General features: G+C 54.8%; 14 protein-coding genes. 10 read left to right on the top strand and 4 right to left on the bottom strand.

Annotated features, from left to right (window positions below):
* Positions 1 to 47: 47 nt before the first annotated feature.
* Positions 48 to 689 carry an orotate phosphoribosyltransferase gene (gene pyrE, locus ABFV38_RS00445; RefSeq protein WP_048028136.1) on the bottom strand — a complete coding sequence of 214 codons (642 nt, stop codon included), beginning with the start codon at positions 687 to 689 and terminating at the stop codon, positions 48 to 50.
* 66 nt (positions 690 to 755) lie between these two features.
* Positions 756 to 1472, bottom strand: a complete 717-nt coding sequence (rph, locus tag ABFV38_RS00440; RefSeq protein WP_061096639.1) for a ribonuclease PH — start codon at positions 1470 to 1472, stop codon at positions 756 to 758.
* Positions 1473 to 1597: 125 nt separating this feature from the next.
* On the opposite strand from rph, the gene ABFV38_RS00435 reads away from it, so the two are divergent.
* From ABFV38_RS00435 to ABFV38_RS00420, 4 genes are all read left to right on the top strand, one after another.
* A complete protein-coding gene (locus tag ABFV38_RS00435) occupies positions 1598 to 2461 on the top strand; it encodes a YicC/YloC family endoribonuclease (RefSeq protein ID WP_008502687.1) in 864 nt (287 codons plus the stop codon).
* A gap of 137 nt (positions 2462 to 2598) precedes the next feature.
* Complete coding sequence (locus ABFV38_RS00430; protein ID WP_235403321.1) at positions 2599 to 4533, top strand: acyltransferase family protein; 1935 nt, start codon at positions 2599 to 2601, stop codon at positions 4531 to 4533.
* A gap of 167 nt (positions 4534 to 4700) precedes the next feature.
* Positions 4701 to 5318: a trimeric intracellular cation channel family protein gene (locus ABFV38_RS00425; RefSeq protein ID WP_235403320.1), complete on the top strand. Its 618-nt coding sequence runs from the start codon at positions 4701 to 4703 to the stop codon at positions 5316 to 5318.
* 113 nt (positions 5319 to 5431) lie between these two features.
* Positions 5432 to 7084 (top strand): phosphoethanolamine transferase, encoded by a 1653-nt coding sequence (locus ABFV38_RS00420; protein WP_348958150.1) that lies wholly within the window; start codon positions 5432 to 5434, stop codon positions 7082 to 7084.
* Here ABFV38_RS00420 and ligB read toward each other — a convergent pair.
* Entirely contained in the window at positions 7081 to 8751 is a 1671-nt protein-coding gene (gene ligB, locus ABFV38_RS00415; protein ID WP_348958148.1) for an NAD-dependent DNA ligase LigB, read from the bottom strand. The two genes, ABFV38_RS00420 and ligB, sit on opposite strands and share 4 nt — an antisense overlap.
* A gap of 251 nt (positions 8752 to 9002) precedes the next feature.
* On the opposite strand from ligB, the gene gmk reads away from it, so the two are divergent.
* From gmk to recG, 5 genes are read left to right on the top strand one after another with little or no spacing between them, the layout of a single operon-like run.
* Positions 9003 to 9626, top strand: coding sequence for a guanylate kinase (gene gmk, locus ABFV38_RS00410; protein WP_010426438.1), 624 nt, complete (start codon positions 9003 to 9005; stop codon positions 9624 to 9626).
* A gap of 54 nt (positions 9627 to 9680) precedes the next feature.
* Entirely contained in the window at positions 9681 to 9956 is a 276-nt protein-coding gene (gene rpoZ, locus ABFV38_RS00405; RefSeq protein WP_000135058.1) for a DNA-directed RNA polymerase subunit omega, read from the top strand.
* Positions 9957 to 9975: 19 nt separating this feature from the next.
* Positions 9976 to 12090, top strand: coding sequence for a bifunctional GTP diphosphokinase/guanosine-3',5'-bis pyrophosphate 3'-pyrophosphohydrolase (gene spoT, locus ABFV38_RS00400; protein WP_045907920.1), 2115 nt, complete (start codon positions 9976 to 9978; stop codon positions 12088 to 12090).
* Between the two features lie 4 nt (positions 12091 to 12094).
* Positions 12095 to 12784 (top strand): tRNA (guanosine(18)-2'-O)-methyltransferase TrmH, encoded by a 690-nt coding sequence (trmH, locus tag ABFV38_RS00395; RefSeq protein WP_048028145.1) that lies wholly within the window; start codon positions 12095 to 12097, stop codon positions 12782 to 12784.
* A 3-nt stretch (positions 12785 to 12787) separates the two neighbouring features.
* Positions 12788 to 14869: an ATP-dependent DNA helicase RecG gene (gene recG, locus ABFV38_RS00390; RefSeq protein WP_348958146.1), complete on the top strand. Its 2082-nt coding sequence runs from the start codon at positions 12788 to 12790 to the stop codon at positions 14867 to 14869.
* A gap of 1 nt (position 14870) precedes the next feature.
* On the opposite strand, the gene gltS is transcribed toward recG, so the two are convergent.
* The gene (gene gltS, locus ABFV38_RS00385) at positions 14871 to 16073 is read right to left on the bottom strand and encodes a sodium/glutamate symporter (RefSeq protein WP_262809350.1); all 1203 of its coding nucleotides are present in this window, start codon (positions 16071 to 16073) and stop codon (positions 14871 to 14873) included.
* Positions 16074 to 16298: 225 nt separating this feature from the next.
* On the opposite strand from gltS, the gene xanP reads away from it, so the two are divergent.
* A complete protein-coding gene (gene xanP / locus ABFV38_RS00380; protein ID WP_348958145.1) occupies positions 16299 to 17690 on the top strand; it encodes a xanthine/proton symporter XanP in 1392 nt (463 codons plus the stop codon).
* Positions 17691 to 17782: the final 92 nt, after the last annotated feature.

Below are 17782 nucleotides of genomic sequence, written 5' to 3'. Positions count from 1 at the left end.
CTGCGAACGGGTAGGCCCGGTAAGCGTAGCGCCACCGGGCAATACAATTAAACCCCGAACGCTTCGCGATACGCTTTTACCGCTGCCAGATGGTCCGCCATCTCAGGCTTCTCTTCCAGATACGCAATCAGCTCTTTCAGGGTGATAATCGACGTCACTTTGCAGTTGTAGTCGCGCTCCACTTCCTGAATGGCGGAGATTTCTCCACGACCACGCTCCTGACGATCCAGCGAAATCAACACACCAGCCAGCGTTGCACCGTTGGCCTGGATAATCTCCATTGATTCGCGGATCGCCGTGCCTGCGGTGATCACGTCGTCGACCAGCATGACGCGGCCCTGCAGCGCGCTGCCGACCAGATTCCCGCCTTCACCGTGGGTTTTAGCCTCTTTGCGGTTAAAGCAGTACGGCACGTCGCGGTCATGGTGTTCCGCCAGCGCCACCGCGGTGGTGGTCGCAATCGGAATGCCTTTATAGGCCGGGCCAAACAGCAGGTCAAAATCAATCCCGGAATCTACCAGCGCTTCGGCATAGAAACGGCCTAACAATGCCAGATCGCGCCCGGTATTAAACAGCCCGGCGTTGAAGAAATAGGGACTCTTACGCCCGGATTTCAGCGTAAATTCGCCAAACTTAAGTACCTGCTTGTTAAGCGCAAACTCAATAAACTGGCGCTGATACGATTTCATGGATTTGCTCCTTTGGTTTTCTGTCTTACAGGCAAAAAAAAGGCGACTCATTGGTCGCCTTTAAAATCAATTTTCTAACGCCGCTTTCTGCGTCGTGACAATGGATTCGATTCCCCCTCGGGCCAACGCCAGCAGGGAGAGAAGTTCTTCGTGAGTGAACGGCTCGCCTTCTGCCGTGCCCTGCACCTCAATGATGCGACCATCTTCGGTCATCACCACGTTCATGTCTGTCTCTGCCGCGGAATCTTCAACGTATTCCAGATCGCAAAGCGCTTCACCGTTAACGATGCCTACGGAGACCGCCGCAACCATGCCTTTCATTGGGTTGGTTTTCAGCTTACCGGCTGCAACCAGCTTGTTCAGGGCATCGGCCAGCGCTACACAGGCGCCGGTAATAGAGGCCGTACGCGTGCCACCATCGGCCTGAATTACATCGCAGTCCAGGGTAATCGTGAATTCGCCGAGGGTTTTCAGGTCAACGGCAGCGCGCAGCGCACGCGCGATCAGACGCTGAATTTCCATGGTACGACCGCCCTGCTTACCCTTTGCCGCTTCACGGGCATTACGGGTATGGGTCGCACGCGGCAGCATGCCGTATTCTGCGGTGATCCAGCCCTGACCCTGACCTTTCAGGAAGCGCGGAACGCCTTCTTCGATGGAGGCGGTGCACAGCACTTTAGTGTCACCAAACTCAACCAGCACGGAGCCTTCAGCGTGTTTTGTATAGTTACGGGTCAGGATGACGGGACGCACCTGATTGGCGCTACGACCTGATGGACGCATGATGGATTCTCCGGCTTGAAACGAATGTGGCTGCGCATTATACGGATAAAGGACGCTTATTCCTATCCTGAGAAGCCCCCGAAAGCTATAATCCCCCCATCTCTCCTTTAAAAACGGGAATGTCTATGATCCGCAGTATGACCGCCTACGCCCGGCGTGAAATCAAGGGTAGCTGGGGTAGCGCCACATGGGAAATGCGCTCGGTAAACCAGCGTTACCTGGAAACGTATTTCCGTATGCCGGAGCAGTTCCGCAGCCTTGAGCCTGTTGTACGCGAGCGTATCCGTACGCGCCTGACGCGCGGTAAAGTGGAATGTAACCTGCGCTTTGAGCCTGATGCCAGCGCACAGGGCGAGCTGATCCTCAACGAAAAACTGGCGAAACAGCTCGTCAATGCGGCGAACTGGGTTAAAATGCAGAGCGATGAAGGCGAAATCAACCCGGTTGATATTCTGCGCTGGCCTGGCGTCATGGCCGCCGGTGAGCAGGATCTGGACGCCATTGCCGCTGAAATTCTGGCCGCCCTCGACGGCACGCTGGATGACTTTATCGTTGCCCGCGAAACCGAAGGTCAGGCGCTGAAAGCGATGATTGAGCAGCGCCTTGAAGGCGTCAGCGCTGAAGTGGCTAAGGTTCGCACCCATATGCCGGAAGTGCTGCAGTGGCAGCGCGAGCGCCTTGTCGCCAAACTGGAAGAAGCAGAAGTTCAGCTGGAAAACACCCGTCTGGAACAAGAGCTGGTGCTGATGGCGCAACGTATCGATGTCGCTGAAGAGCTGGACCGTCTGGAAGCGCACGTTAAAGAGACCTACAACATTCTGAAGAAGAAGGAAGCGGTGGGCCGCCGTCTGGACTTTATGATGCAGGAGTTCAACCGTGAGTCGAACACCCTGGCGTCTAAGTCTATCAATGCAGAAGTCACCAACTCCGCGATTGAGTTGAAAGTGCTGATTGAGCAAATGCGCGAGCAGATCCAGAATATTGAGTAATTTCTCTCGAAGATGTTTAAAAGGCCACTGGAAACAGTGGCCTTTTTCGTTTCGCACCAGAAAACAAGAAATTACTGATTACTTTTGATATATTCTCCGACGTTTTAATTAAAAGAAAAAATCGTTCGGAAAAGTGAATGACAAACATCAACTTAACATTAGAGGAAAGCAAAAGCCTCGCCGTTGACCGCGAATTCCGCCAGGATATCAACCTGCTGCGCGGGGTTGCCATTCTTTCAGTAGTGCTTTACCACTTCGCGCCAACCCTACTCCCGGGCGGGTTTGTTGGAGTGGATATCTTCTTTGTGATCTCTGGTTTTCTGATGACAAAAATTATATCCACTGGCCTCAAAAAGCGTTCGTTTAAACTTTTAGAATTTTACGCTGCACGTTCCAAACGCATAATTCCCGCATTGCTAACGCTGTGTATTATCATGGCACTGGCGACCTTATTCTGGCTTCCGACAAATGAATATCGAAAACTCGGAAATTATATTGGCTATATTGTTCTTTTTATTTCCAATATAAAGTTAAAAAAGGAGTCAGGGAATTATTTTGCTACCGACTCGCATGAAAACTGGTTCCTGCATACCTGGTCACTCTCTGTTGAATGGCAGTTTTATCTTATATTACCCTTTATCATCATAGGGTTATATCCGCTCAGAAAATGGGTTAATACCGGGTTATGCCTGTTAGTCCTTACACTGGGCGCATTTTGGTTCAGCATGAGTGCCACGGAGAATGACGCCAGCCGATTTTATCTAATGCCCTATCGCGCCTGGGAAATGCTCTGCGGCGGCCTCGTCTGGTATGGAGCCAATCGTTTAATACTCACCAGGGCATTTTGCACATTAATAACTCTGCTTGGATATACGCTCATCACGGCTTCTGTTTTCTTTATTAACGATGAAAGCGCCTGGCCCGGCGGACTAACCTTGCTGCCCATCATTGGTACCATGCTGGTTATCTACGGCAACGACAATTCACTGATTAGCCTTGCCGACCGCAACCTTCGCTGGGTGGGATTAAGTTCTTATTCTGTCTATTTGTGGCACTGGCCTGTTGCCGTATATCTCATTTATGCCGGGCACCAACACAATGGACTCTGGGTGCTCAGCGCTATTGTCCTCTCTTTTTTAATCGGATGGGTCTCATGGGTGCTGATTGAGCAACCCGCCAAAAACTTTTTAAACCAGCGTAGCGTTGCCGCCTTCTGGATAATTCTGTTTAGCTGTATAGGGACGGCCTGGGGGTATAGTTATCTGGTGAAAAACGACATAATTGTCAGCCGTCCTAATGCTCAGGTCGATCGGATAGCCGCCGAAGCGAACAATAAAAACTATGCCGCCGATCCAAAAACGCACATGAGTTTTTACGGTACCGGTACACCTGCAGCTATCATTATTGGCGACAGTCATGCCGAAGCCGCGGCAACTGCCCTCGCTGCAGCCGCAGCGGATCGCGGTTCCGTTGTCGGCATAACCTATTCCGGCTGTCCTACGCTGGCAGATGCCACTTTGCTGGAGAGCAAACGCTGCGGCAAATTTAACCGCTCGCTGAGTGAAAAATTAAAAGCCTACCCGTCCAACGTCCCGGTGGTGATTGTTAACCGTCTGACTCACTATGCCGAGAAAAGGCAGGTGAGATTCAACGCTGGCCCATTGGACGAGAAAGACTATTTACAGCAATATGCGGCGTCCATCGTAAAGATGGCCTGTACGCTTAATCATGAACATCCGGTGGTGTTGGTCAATCCTGTTCCTGAAATGGGAGTGAATGTGCCTCGTACGCTCTCCCATCGCTTAATGACGTCTAAAAAAGCACAGGATATTTCTATTCCTTTGGCAGAGTATCAGAATCGAAACAGCGCAATACTGCAGGCGCAATCTCAGGCAGCAGAAACCTGTGGTGTTAAGGTCCTGGACCCTACGCCTTATCTGTGCAGTGCGGGGCGGTGCATGGGCAGTAAAAATCTTGAACCACACTATTTCGACGATAACCATCTCAGCGAGACGGGCAATAAAGCACTTGTGCCAATGTTTCGTCAGATTTTCACTCAACGCGCGCACTAAAGCATGAGAAAAAATAATGTTTAAGAAATATCATAAACCCCATGGAGAAGGCCATAAGACTATTTTTGGATAAAAATAAGTAGGTCATTATCGCTCACACAAAAAAAACTCAATAGTGACCTGCTACACAAAACGCTACTCTGTCGCCCTACATGCTGGGGGAAGACATGCTGCTACATATTCTTTATCTCGTTGGAATCACGGCCGAAGCCATGACCGGCGCACTTGCCGCCGGACGTCGCCGTATGGACACCTTCGGCGTGATCATTATTGCTACAGCGACCGCGCTGGGTGGCGGTTCGGTACGAGATATCCTGCTGGGACATTATCCGCTCGGCTGGGTAAAAAACCCTGAATACATTGTTATTGTCGCAATTGCCGCCGTGTTGACCACCATCGTGGCGCCCGTTATGCCCCACCTTCGCCGTCTTTTTTTAGTCCTTGACGCTTTGGGTCTGGTGGTTTTCTCCATTATCGGGGCGCAAATCGCGCTGGATATGGGCGAAAGCCCGGTCATAGCCACTATCGCCGCGGTCGTAACAGGTGTATTTGGCGGCGTACTGCGCGATATGTTCTGTAAGCGCATTCCACTGGTTTTCCAGAAAGAGCTTTACGCTGGAATATCCTTTGCCTCTGCCGTTCTGTATATTGCTTTACAACATTATGTTTCGAGCCATGATATTGTGGTCATTGCCACGTTATTATTTGGTTTTACGGCTCGCTTGCTGGCGCTGCGCTTAAAACTGGGATTGCCCGTTTTTCATTACACGCAGGACACCCATTGAATTCTCAACAAAACCACAACAAAGTAGTAAAAAGCACCTTTTGTTATCCTATATAACCAGGCCAAACGCGATAAAATGTCGCCACTTTGTCCCTATAAACTTGCGTTAAAACAATGTCCTTTGCCAAAACGTCAGCACTGATTATTAATAAAAAACTCAGCAGCCATTTTTTAATTTTGCTGCTCGTTTCCGTGCTGATTCAGTTATGGCCAGTATTTTTAACACAACCCGCGCGATTCGCAGTGCGCATTGCGATTTGTAATGCGCTCTTACTGGTATGCGCCGCAGCGATCTATCGCACGCTTCCCGGTAAGATCGTCGCATTTGTTTTAACCGCCCTGCTTACGTTAAATTTTGCGGTTGCTTACAGCACATGGAGTGTCTACCAGAGCGAATTTAACACCGTATTTGCGATGAGTATTCTCGGCACTCACGTAGCCGAAGCGAAAAGCATGTCAGGTTTATACCTGCACTGTTTACCAGCCGCGGTTGCTTACTTTGTTGTCACCTGGTACGCAATCAAATCGATGAGCGAGCATGTTTCTTCCCGTGTGAGAACTGTCGGCTTCGTTCTGCTTGCCGTTTATTTGGGCTGGTATTCAACGGCAAACTGGCTAAAAAAACGCCACGATCTTGAAGTTTATTATCCGCTCAGCTCGCGGATTTTAACCAATACGCCGTTTTACACCGGTGCAGAGTTCATTATTGCCCATCGCGATAACGCGCTGGCGGAGAAAATTAGCCAGCACAGCGTCAATTATCCTGCGTTGCAATATCATGATACGGGCATCGAAAACTATGTTGTTATCGTGGGTGAATCCGCACGTCGCAGCAATATGAAGCTCTACGGTTTTCATCAGGATACCACGCCTGTGGAATCCAGGCTGGCGAAGGACGCCCTCATCTTTAGCAATGCTATTGCCCCCGCGTCAGCCACCGTGCTTTCCGTACCGATGATTTTAAGCAAAGCTGATCCAGACCACTTCACCACCGATAAGCTTGCTGACAATATCGTTAGCGTCGCTAAAAAAACGGGCTATCACACCGAGTGGATTAGCGCCCAGGGTAACACAGGCAAGAGCAATAACTACATTGTGGCCATTGCCTCTATCAGCCATAAAGCCCAGTGGATTGATACCCGTTATGACACCGAGCTTTTACCGGCCCTGGATGAGGCGCTTAAAGCCCCCGGCAAGAAGTTAATTTTCCTGCATATCAACGGCAGCCATGAGATGGCCTGCGATCGGTATCCGGCATCAGCGAATATTCTGCATACCGGCAACAAATATGAAGATTGCTACAATAACGCGATTCTGTTTACCGACTACTTCATTGGCGAAGTGGCTAAACGTCTGCAGGGCAGCGCATCCTCTCTGCTCTATTTTTCAGACCATGGGCTGGAAAAAAACCCGCAAATGAATTCCATCTATATGCATGGCTCACGCAACCCAAGCAAAGAGGCTTACCAGGTCCCCCAGTTTATCTGGTATAGCCAGCAAGCCCTGAATGCCCAAAAAAGAGCGGTGGGGTGGGTACATGAAGCGTGGCCCACAGCAAGCAATTATGAGTTGATGTTAACGTGGCTTGGAATCACAACAGGTGTTGATCAATGCAGCTCGGTGCTTGCACCGTGCTATCAGGCTCCTACACTTATCCCGGTAATTGATGGCGGCCGCCACATCTATGACTACGATCAGCTTCGCGAAACCTTCAGTTCACCAGACAGACATACCCCCTGGCGCAAAGCTAAAGCAAGCTCGCTCTAAAATCCGGGTAGACCCTGCTTGCCTAGCCAGGAAGCCAGGCCGGCAACGCCAGGGTCATGGATGAATGCAACAATTTGTCGCGCCTTCTTCTCTCCCGTTCCCGGCAGGCTCTGCCAGTCCTTTGCGCTACGTCCGCTCAACGTTTGCCACGTTACGTCCCCCATCGCCTTCAGCGAAGCCTGCGTCAGCGGAACACCCAGTGCCATGAGCCAGCGGATAAAAGGCTTCTCGCGCACCAGATTAAATCGATGCCAGAGCGCCAGCCCGCGCGCGGAGGAAAATCCAGGCGTAGCCTGCATTTGCGCCTGCGTTAATAACAGCCACGAAAAGAGATGTTCAAAATGATGCGCCTGCCAGAGGGTCCGCCAGCCTGACTCGCCTAATCCTTCAATATCAAATACCTGCTTTGAGCTGAGCCACGCCAGTCGGGCAAAGAACTGCTCCATACACTCCGGCGAAGCATAGAAACAGCTAAGCGCATGATAACGCGAGGCGGGAGGCTCAGGTTTATGTCTGTCCGCCCCGCGCCAGACCACCTTATCAAACCGGGGAATACCCTGCCCGGCCAGGCTGACCTGGATCTGATCCCCCGGGGCAATATCCAGCCGCTGCCAGCGCTCAACTGAGCCCAGACTCACCCGCTGCACCTGTTTATCATCCAGTTGCACGGGTTCCAGCGCGGCTACAACGGACATTTTGCCCGTTCGCCCCACGGAAAAATGAATATCACTCACCTCGGCCACCTGGGCTGCTGGCATATATTTCCACGCAACCACCCAGTTGCCTTCGCCCGGCAACCAGCCTTCCCCCGCGGGCGCATCCTCCGACCGCACCACAATGCCATCCGTGGCAAAGGGTAATGCAGCTACGTGCCAGGCCGCGCGTTGTTTCTCGACGGCGTCAACAGATTCGGCGGGTAGCGTATACCGTGCCGACAGCGTAAAACCGGCCTGAGACAGTTCAGCTAAAGATGTCTGCATATTTTTCGGCCCATCCGGCCAGGCCCAGATGAATACGCCGAGCTTATTCAATAGCGCGTTATCCTTTTGGCGCATCATCGCACCTGCCACCTTTGCGCGAGCGTTCATCCCACCCATCTGCCGCTGAATGTGACTGTCGCTTAGCCAAAAAAGCTCGCCCTGTAAGACGCTGTTCGCCAGCTTGCCGGTGAGCTTTTGCGGAACAGACGGGATTAAACGTACCTTCCCGGTCCAGTCCTCCCCTTTCAGACCATCACCGCGACTGATGGCCTGGATTAACTTTCCGTCACGGTAGACCAGCGTTACCGCCACACCGTCAACTTTGGGCTGCATCCACAGATGTTGCCGCGCACGCATCCATTGTTTCAGCTCCTCTTTGCTGACCACCTTATGTACGCCCGTATGGGCAACAGGATGTTTGACGCTCCCGGTCAGCGGAGGAAGTTTCTCTCCTGAGAGTTCAGTGCCAAAACAGCGCTGCCACTGCGTTAACCGCCCGTTAAGCTGATCGTAAACCTCGTCGTTAACTTCGCTCACGCCTTGCTTCCAGTAAGCGTCATCCCAGCGTTTGATTTGCGCGCTTAATGACGCCATCTCTTTCTCTGCTTTTGCCTGCGACCAGACCGGACATACCGCCGCGCCATAGCCACACCACAACAGCATTAACCCGCTTATCCATCGCCACATCGCTACCCCTCCTTTGCGTTGCAGGAGGTATACCCCGATGTCTGAAACAACGCTAACGGCAACGGTTCACACTGCGAGACGCTATCCGGTATTTCCTGGGGTTGCTGAAAACCACGGATAAAACCTGAAAACGGCACGCAAAATTCAATAATCCAGGGGAAAAAGTGTGACAAAGGCTACGTCACACGGCAGTGACGTGTATAATAAGCCCGTATGTAGGACTTCTTCGTTAACACATACAAAAGACTCTCATGGCTCAAGGCACGCTTTATATTGTTTCTGCCCCTAGTGGCGCGGGTAAATCCAGCCTTATTCAGGCACTGTTAAAAACCCAACCGTTGTACGACACACAGGTTTCTGTTTCTCACACCACGCGAGCGCCGCGTCCGGGTGAAGTGCACGGTGAACACTATTTCTTTGTGGATCACGATGAGTTCAGAGCGATGATCGGCAGAGACGCGTTTCTTGAACACGCGGAAGTATTCGGTAATTACTACGGTACCTCGCGTGAAACCATTGAGCAGGTTCTGGCCACGGGCGTGAATGTGTTCCTGGATATCGACTGGCAGGGTGCACAGCAAATTCGCAAGAAAATGCCTGACTCGCGCAGTATCTTTATTTTACCGCCATCGAAAGATGAGCTGGATCGCCGCCTGCGTGGCCGCGGTCAGGACAGCGAAGAAGTCATCGCAAAGCGTATGGAACAGGCTGTTGCAGAAATGAGCCATTACGCGGAATATGATTACCTTATTGTGAATGATGATTTTGATGCCGCGCTGAGCGATCTCAAAACCATTCTTCGTGCAGAACGTCTGCGTATGAGCCGCCAGAAGCAGCGACATGACGCATTAATCACCAAACTGTTGGCAGACTGAACCCACTTTCAGTATCATGCCCAGTCATTTCTTCACCTGTGGAGCATTTTAAGTATGGCACGCGTAACTGTTCAGGACGCTGTAGAGAAAATTGGTAACCGTTTTGACCTGGTGCTGGTCGCCGCGCGTCGCGCTCGTCAGATGCAGGTAGGCGGTAAAGATCCGCTGGTACCGGAAGAAAACGATAAAACCACCGTTATTGCACTTCGCGAAATCGAAGAAGGTCTGATCAACAACCAGATCCTCGACGTGCGTGAGCGCCAGGAGCAGCAAGAGCAGGAAGCCGCAGAACTGCAGGCCGTAACCGCTATTGCTGAAGGTCGTCGTTAATTAAACCTGCGGGTCGCCCTTGTATCTGTTTGAAAGCCTGAATCAACTGATTCAAACCTACCTGCCTGAAGACCAGATTAAGCGTCTTCAGCAGGCGTATCTCGTTGCACGTGACGCTCACGAGGGCCAGACACGTTCAAGCGGTGAACCCTACATCACGCACCCGGTAGCGGTGGCCTGTATTCTGGCCGAGATGAAACTCGACTACGAAACGCTGATGGCCGCGCTGCTGCACGACGTGATTGAAGATACCCCTGCCACTTACCAGGATATGGAACAGCTGTTTGGCAAAAGCGTTGCCGAACTGGTGGAAGGGGTCTCTAAGCTTGATAAGCTGAATTTCCGCGACAAGAAAGAGGCGCAAGCCGAAAACTTCCGCAAGATGATTATGGCGATGGTGCAGGATATCCGCGTCATTCTCATCAAACTCGCTGACCGCACCCACAACATGCGCACGCTGGGCTCACTTCGCCCGGATAAACGTCGCCGCATTGCCCGTGAAACCCTCGAAATCTACAGTCCGCTGGCGCACCGTTTAGGTATTCACCACATTAAAACCGAGCTGGAAGAGCTGGGTTTTGAAGCGTTGTACCCGAACCGCTATCGCGTGATTAAAGAGGTGGTGAAAGCCGCACGTGGCAACCGTAAAGAGATGATTCAAAAGATCCTCTCTGAAATCGAAGGGCGTTTGCAGGAAGCGGGGATTCCGTGCCGCGTCAGCGGTCGCGAAAAACACCTGTACTCCATCTACTGCAAAATGGTGCTCAAAGAGCAACGTTTTCACTCGATCATGGATATCTACGCCTTCCGCGTGATTGTCCACGATTCAGATACCTGTTATCGCGTGCTGGGGCAGATGCACAGCCTCTATAAACCGCGTCCAGGGCGGATGAAAGATTACATCGCTATTCCAAAAGCGAACGGCTATCAATCTTTGCACACCTCGATGATCGGGCCGCACGGCGTGCCTGTTGAGGTGCAAATTCGTACCGAAGACATGGACCAGATGGCAGAGATGGGTGTGGCCGCGCACTGGGCCTATAAAGAGCACGGTGGCGAAAGCAGCACAACCGCACAAATCCGCGCCCAGCGCTGGATGCAGAGCCTGCTGGAACTTCAGCAGAGTGCGGGTAGCTCGTTTGAATTTATCGAGAGCGTGAAATCCGATCTCTTCCCGGATGAGATTTACGTTTTCACCCCAGAAGGCCGCATTGTCGAACTGCCTGCGGGCGCAACACCGGTCGACTTCGCTTACGCCGTGCATACCGATATCGGCCATGCCTGCGTGGGCGCGCGCGTCGACAGACAGCCTTATCCGCTGTCTCAGCCGCTCTCCAGCGGTCAGACGGTGGAAATCATTACCGCGCCGGGCGCACGTCCGAACGCGGCCTGGCTGAACTTTGTCGTGAGTTCTAAAGCACGCGCCAAAATTCGCCAACTGCTGAAAAACCTCAAGCGTGATGATTCCGTCAGCCTTGGGCGTCGTCTTCTCAACCACGCGTTGGGCGGCAGTCGCAAGCTGGCTGAAATCCCGCAGGAGAACGTCCAGCGTGAGCTGGAGCGCATGAAGCTCGCGTCGCTTGACGACCTGCTGGCAGAGATCGGCCTCGGCAACGCCATGAGCGTGGTGGTGGCGAAGAACCTGCAGCAAGGCGACACGACAGCCGTGCCTGCAGCTACGCCTGGCCACGGACATCTGCCGATTAAAGGCGCGGACGGGGTGCTGATCACCTTCGCAAAATGTTGCCGTCCAATTCCTGGCGACCCGATTATTGCGCACGTCAGCCCGGGTAAAGGGCTGGTTATCCACCATGAATCCTGTCGTAACATCCGCGGCTACCAGAAAGAGGCCGAGAAGTTTATGGCGGTCGAATGGGATAAAGAGACCGCGCAGGAATTTATCACCGAAATTAAGGTGGATATGTTCAACCATCAGGGTGCCCTGGCGAACCTGACGGCAGCGATCAACACGGCGTCTTCCAATATTCAAAGCCTGAATACGGAAGAAAAAGATGGCCGCGTATACAGCGCCTTTATTCGTCTGACCGCCCGAGACCGCGTGCATCTGGCGAATATTATGCGCAAGATCCGCGTCATGCCGGACGTGATTAAAGTCACCCGTAACCGAAACTAGCGGCATGAATTCACAACGTTACGCGCGGATATGCGAAATGCTCGCCAGGCGTCAGCCTGACCTGACGGTCTGCATGGAGCAGGTCCATAAACCGCATAACGTCTCTGCTATCGTTCGTACCGCCGATGCCGTCGGTGTGCATGAAGTGCACGCCGTCTGGCCGGGTCACCGGATGCGAACCATGGTCTCTGCCGCGGCAGGCAGTAACAGCTGGGTTTCCGTCAAATCTCACCAGACAATTGGCGAAGCCGTATCGCACCTGAAAGGACGCGGGATGCAGATCCTTGCCACTAACCTGTCCGCTAAGGCCGTGGATTTCCGCGAGATCGACTACACCCGCCCGACCTGCATTTTGATGGGTCAGGAGAAAACCGGGATCACCCAGGAAGCACTGGATCTGGCGGATCGGGACATCATCATTCCGATGATTGGCATGGTCCAGTCACTCAACGTCTCCGTGGCCTCCGCGCTCATTCTGTATGAAGCGCAGCGCCAGCGTCAGAACGCTGGCATGTACGAGCGCAGCAACAGCATGCTGCCGGAAGAGGAACAGCAGCGCCTGCTGTTTGAAGGCGGATATCCGGTGCTGGCTCGCGTTGCGAAGCAGAAAAAATTGCCTTACCCCCACGTCAACGCGCAGGGCGAAATTGAAGCCGATGCCGAGTGGTGGGCCACCATGCAGTACGCCGGGTAACCGATGAAAGGCCGCCTGCTGGATGCTATCCCGCTCAACAGCCTGACGGGCGTGGGCGCGGCGCAAAGCAGTAAGCTGGCTAAAATTGGCCTGCACACGGTGCAGGATCTCCTGCTTCACCTCCCCCTGCGTTACGAAGACCGCACCCAGCTTTACAAGATTGGCGATCTCCTTCCCGCCATTTACGCCACCGTTGAAGGCGAAGTTCTGAACTGCAACATCACCTTCGGCGGACGCCGGATGATGACCTGTCAGATCAGCGACGGCACCGGCATTCTCACCATGCGTTTTTTCAACTTCAGCGCGGCGATGAAAAACAGCCTGGCAACGGGCCGCAGGGTGCTGGCCTATGGCGAAGCCAAACGCGGAAAATATGGCGCAGAGATGATCCACCCGGAGTACCGCGTGCAGGGCGATCTCAGCACGCCAGAGATGCAGGAGACGCTCACCCCGGTTTACCCGACGACCGAAGGCATCAAGCAGGCGACGCTGCGTAAGCTCACCGATCAGGCGCTGGAGCTGCTGGATACCTGCGCCATTACCGAACTGCTGCCGCCCGAGCTGGCGCAGGGCATGATGACCCTGCCCGAGGCGCTGCGTACCCTGCACCGCCCGCCGCCAACGCTGCAGCTCAGCGACTTAGAAAGCGGCAAACACCCCGCTCAACAGCGTCTTATCCTTGAGGAATTACTGGCCCATAACCTGAGCATGCTGGCGCTGCGCGCAGGCGCGCAGCGTTTCCATGCCCAGCCATTAAGCCCGCGTGATGAGCTCAAAGATAAGCTGCTGACCTCCCTGCCGTTTAAACCCACCGGCGCACAGGCGCGCGTCACCGCCGAGATTGAACGCGATATGGCGCTCGACGTGCCGATGATGCGCCTGGTGCAGGGCGACGTGGGGTCCGGTAAAACGCTGGTTGCCGCGCTGGCCGCCCTGCGCGCGATTGCCCACGGCAAACAGGTCGCGCTGATGGCACCGACCGAACTGCTGGCGGAACAACACGCCAACAATTTCCGCGCTTGGTTTGCGCCGCTTGGGATTGAAGTCGGCTGGCTTGCCGGAAAGCAAAAAGGCAAAGCGCGCCTTGCGCAACAGGAGGCCATCGCCAGCGGGCAGGTGCAGATGATTGTCGGCACGCACGCTATCTTCCAGGAGCAGGTGCAGTTCAACGGCCTTGCGCTGGTGATTATCGATGAACAGCACCGCTTCGGCGTGCATCAACGTCTGGCGCTATGGGAAAAGGGACTGCAGCAGGGCTTCCACCCGCATCAGCTGATCATGACCGCCACGCCGATCCCGCGCACCCTGGCGATGACGGCTTACGCCGATCTGGATACCTCCACCATCGACGAACTCCCCCCGGGCCGTACGCCGGTCACAACGGTTGCCATTCCTGACACGCGTCGCAGCGATATCATCGATCGCGTGCGCAACGCCTGCACCCACGAAGGGCGTCAGGCCTACTGGGTTTGTACGCTGATAGAAGAGTCGGAACTGCTGGAAGCGCAGGCTGCCGAAGCCACGTGGGAAGAGCTTAAGCTGGCACTGCCGGAGCTGAACGTGGGCCTGGTTCACGGACGCATGAAGCCTGCCGAAAAGCAGGCGGTGATGCAGTCGTTTAAGCAGGGCGAGTTGCATTTGCTGGTCGCCACGACGGTGATTGAAGTGGGCGTGGACGTCCCGAACTCCAGCCTGATGATTATCGAAAACCCGGAGCGCCTGGGCCTGGCCCAGCTCCACCAGCTGCGCGGACGCGTTGGCCGTGGCGCGGTAGCGTCCCACTGCGTCCTGCTCTACAAAGCCCCGCTCTCGAAAACCGCCCAGATGCGTTTGCAGGTACTGCGCGACAGTAACGACGGTTTTGTGATTGCGCAAAAAGACCTTGAGATCCGCGGCCCCGGTGAACTGCTGGGCACGCGTCAGACGGGGAACGCGGAATTCAAAGTCGCGGATTTGCTGCGCGATCAGGCCATGATCCCCGAGGTTCAGCGCCTCGCCCGCCACATTCATGAACGCTACCCCGAACAGGCGGCAGCGTTAATTGAGCGCTGGATGCCGGAAACCGAACGCTATTCCAACGCCTGATTCAGGCAAACATCGGCAGCATCAGGTACAGCTTAATCACCAGCGCGTTGACGATATCAATAAAGAACGCCCCGACCATCGGGACCACCAGAAACGCCATGTGCGAAGGCCCGAAGCGTTCGGTGATCGCCTGCATGTTGGCGATAGCCGTTGGGGTGGCCCCCAGACCAAACCCGCAGTGACCCGCCGCCAGCACCGCCGCATCATAGTTTTTGCCCATCATCCGCCAGGTGACAAACATGGCGTACAGCGCCATAAACAGGGTCTGTACCGCCAGAATCGCCACCATTGGCAGCGCCAGCGAGGCCAGCTCCCACAGCTTGAGGCTCATTAGCGCCATCGCCAGGAACAGCGACAGGCAGACGTTGCCGAGCACTGACACCGCCCGTTCAAACACGCGGTAGAAGCCCATTAGCGCCAGACCGTTGCTCAGGATCACCCCGATAAACAGCACGCAGACAAAGGTCGGCAGCTCAAACGCTGAGCCCGCCAGCCATTGCGCAACCACTTTGCCCACGGTCAGGCAGATGGCGATCATCGCGATGGTTTCAATCAGCACCAGCGAGGTAATACTGCGCCCGACGTCCGGCTTTTCGAATGCTGTCGGCACCAGCTCATCGTCCGGCCTGCCGTCCGGCGTGGTGGAGTGCTTCACCAGATAGCGAGCCACCGGGCCGCCAATCAGGCCACCCAGCACCAGACCAAAGGTCGCGCAGGCCATCGCCACTTCCGTCGCGTTTTCAAACCCGTAGCGCTCGATAAACAACTTGCTCCACGCGGCTCCGGTACCGTGACCGCCTGACAGGGTAATCGACCCTGCCAGCAGCCCCATCAGCGGATCCAGTCCCAGCAGCGACGCCATCCCGATACCAATAGCGTTTTGCATCAGCAGCAGCCCCACCACCACAATCAAAAATACACCGAGCACCTTACCGCCCGCCCGCAGGCTCGCCAGGTTGGCATTCAGGCCGATGGTGGCAAAGAAGGCCAGCATCAGCGGGTCTTTCAGGGACATATCAAAATCGATTTCCCAGCCCATGCTTTTTTTCAGCACCAGCAGGGCCAGCGCCACCAGCAGACCACCGGCAACAGGTTCAGGAATGGTGTATTTCTTCAGAAGGGGAACGCTATGTACCAGCTTACGACCAAGCAGTAAGACCAGCGTTGCGGCAACAAGGGTCGACAACGTATCGAGATGAATCATAGAAGGCTCCTTTTTTGCGCGTGTTCCCTACACACGCGGCGTTATCCTGGGCCGGTTTGCGCTCTTCATGAGCCCCCGGCGCAAAAAGTGTAATTTTTTTTCCCGATGCGTTGTAGAAAACCTGCTCACAGCGGCAGATTTTCTTGCCTTTTTTTGCTGGCAATCGTTTGCTTTTACCAGGTGGTCAGATAAAATGCCCGCTTTTCCACCGTGGGATTGCCGCCGATGTCCGTTAACACCATAGAGTCGCCTGATGCGCAACCGATTGCGCAGAAGCAAAATAGCGAACTGATTTACCGCCTTGAAGATCGCCCGCCGCTGCCGCAGACGCTTTTCGCCGCCTGCCAGCATCTTCTGGCGATGTTTGTTGCGGTGATCACCCCGGCGCTGCTGATTTGCCAGGCGCTCGGCTTACCGGCGCAGGACACGCAGCACATTATCAGCATGTCTCTTTTCGCCTCCGGCGTGGCCTCGATTATTCAAATTAAAGCGTGGGGTCCGGTGGGATCGGGATTATTGTCGATTCAGGGCACCAGCTTTAACTTCGTGGCGCCCCTGATCATGGGCGGTACGGCCCTGAAAACCGGCGGCGCGGATGTCGCGACCATGATGGCGGCGCTGTTCGGCACCCTGATGCTGGCCAGCTGTACGGAGATGGTGATCTCCCGCGTTCTGCATCTGGCTCGCCGCGTTATCACCCCGCTGGTTTCCGGCGTCGTCGTGATGATTATCGGCCTGTCGCTGATTCAGGTGGGCCTTACCTCCATCGGTGGCGGCTATGCCGCGATGAGCGACCACACCTTCGGCGCGCCGAAAAACCTGCTGCTGGCAGGCGTCGTGCTGGCCATCATTATTCTGCTTAACCGTCAGCGTAACCCTTACCTGCGCGTCGCCTCGCTGGTGATCGCCATGGCGGCGGGTTACCTGCTGGCCTGGGCGCTGGGTATGCTGCCGGAAAACACCGCGCCGACCAACAGCGCGCTGATCACCGTCCCCACGCCGCTGTACTACGGTCTGGGCATTGACTGGGGCCTGCTCCTGCCGCTGATGCTGGTCTTTATGATCACCTCTCTGGAGACCATCGGCGACATCACCGCCACCTCCGACGTCTCCGAGCAGCCCGTTTCCGGCCCGCTGTACATGAAGCGCCTGAAAGGCGGCGTGCTGGCGAACGGCCTCAACTCGTTTGTCTCTGCGGTCTTCAACACCTTCCCGAACTCTTGCTTCGGTCAGAACAATGGCGTGATCCAGCTGACCGGCGTGGCCAGCCGCTACGTTGGCTTCGTGGTGGCGCTGATGCTGATCGTCCTCGGCCTGTTCCCGGCGGTGAGCGGCTTTGTGCAGCACATCCCTGAGCCGGTGCTGGGCGGCGCAACGCTGGTGATGTTCGGGACGATCGCGGCCTCCGGCGTGCGTATCGTCTCCCGCGAGCCGCTGAACCGCCGCGCAATCATGATTATTGCGCTTTCGCTGGCCGTCGGTCTGGGCGTTTCTCAGCAGCCGCTGATCCTGCAGTTTGCCCCGGACTGGGTGAAAAACCTGCTCTCTTCCGGCATTGCCGCAGGCGGTATCACCGCTATCGTGCTGAACCTCGTTTTCCCGCCTGAGAAAAACTGATTTCTCTCACGGCAGGCAGTCAATGCCTGCCGTGACATCTAATTACACCATTCCCGCCTTGAGGATTGCGCATAAATCGTGCATAACTCCCT

This window comes from Enterobacter cloacae complex sp. Mu1197 (assembly GCF_040059225.1).
Classification (GTDB): domain Bacteria; phylum Pseudomonadota; class Gammaproteobacteria; order Enterobacterales; family Enterobacteriaceae; genus Enterobacter; species Enterobacter quasiroggenkampii.
The sequence above is the reverse complement of the archived record's forward strand: the minus strand, read 5'-3'. Positions and strand labels throughout refer to the sequence as shown.

Excerpts from the sequence above, each read along its gene's own strand:
- gmk (WP_010426438.1), top strand. The coding sequence starts at position 9,003 with ATGGCTCAAGGCACGCTTTATATTGTTTCTGCCCCTAGTGGCGCGGGT.
- rpoZ (WP_000135058.1), top strand. The coding sequence starts at position 9,681 with ATGGCACGCGTAACTGTTCAGGACGCTGTAGAGAAAATTGGTAACCGT.
- recG (WP_348958146.1), top strand. The coding sequence starts at position 12,788 with ATGAAAGGCCGCCTGCTGGATGCTATCCCGCTCAACAGCCTGACGGGC.
- ABFV38_RS00435 (WP_008502687.1), top strand. The coding sequence starts at position 1,598 with ATGATCCGCAGTATGACCGCCTACGCCCGGCGTGAAATCAAGGGTAGC.
- gltS (WP_262809350.1), bottom strand. The coding sequence starts at position 16,073 with ATGATTCATCTCGATACGTTGTCGACCCTTGTTGCCGCAACGCTGGTC.
- pyrE (WP_048028136.1), bottom strand. The coding sequence starts at position 689 with ATGAAATCGTATCAGCGCCAGTTTATTGAGTTTGCGCTTAACAAGCAG.
- ABFV38_RS00425 (WP_235403320.1), top strand. The coding sequence starts at position 4,701 with ATGCTGCTACATATTCTTTATCTCGTTGGAATCACGGCCGAAGCCATG.
- xanP (WP_348958145.1), top strand. The coding sequence starts at position 16,299 with ATGTCCGTTAACACCATAGAGTCGCCTGATGCGCAACCGATTGCGCAG.
- rph (WP_061096639.1), bottom strand. The coding sequence starts at position 1,472 with ATGCGTCCATCAGGTCGTAGCGCCAATCAGGTGCGTCCCGTCATCCTG.
- ligB (WP_348958148.1), bottom strand. The coding sequence starts at position 8,751 with ATGTGGCGATGGATAAGCGGGTTAATGCTGTTGTGGTGTGGCTATGGC.
- ABFV38_RS00430 (WP_235403321.1), top strand. The coding sequence starts at position 2,599 with ATGACAAACATCAACTTAACATTAGAGGAAAGCAAAAGCCTCGCCGTT.
- trmH (WP_048028145.1), top strand. The coding sequence starts at position 12,095 with ATGAATTCACAACGTTACGCGCGGATATGCGAAATGCTCGCCAGGCGT.
- ABFV38_RS00420 (WP_348958150.1), top strand. The coding sequence starts at position 5,432 with ATGTCCTTTGCCAAAACGTCAGCACTGATTATTAATAAAAAACTCAGC.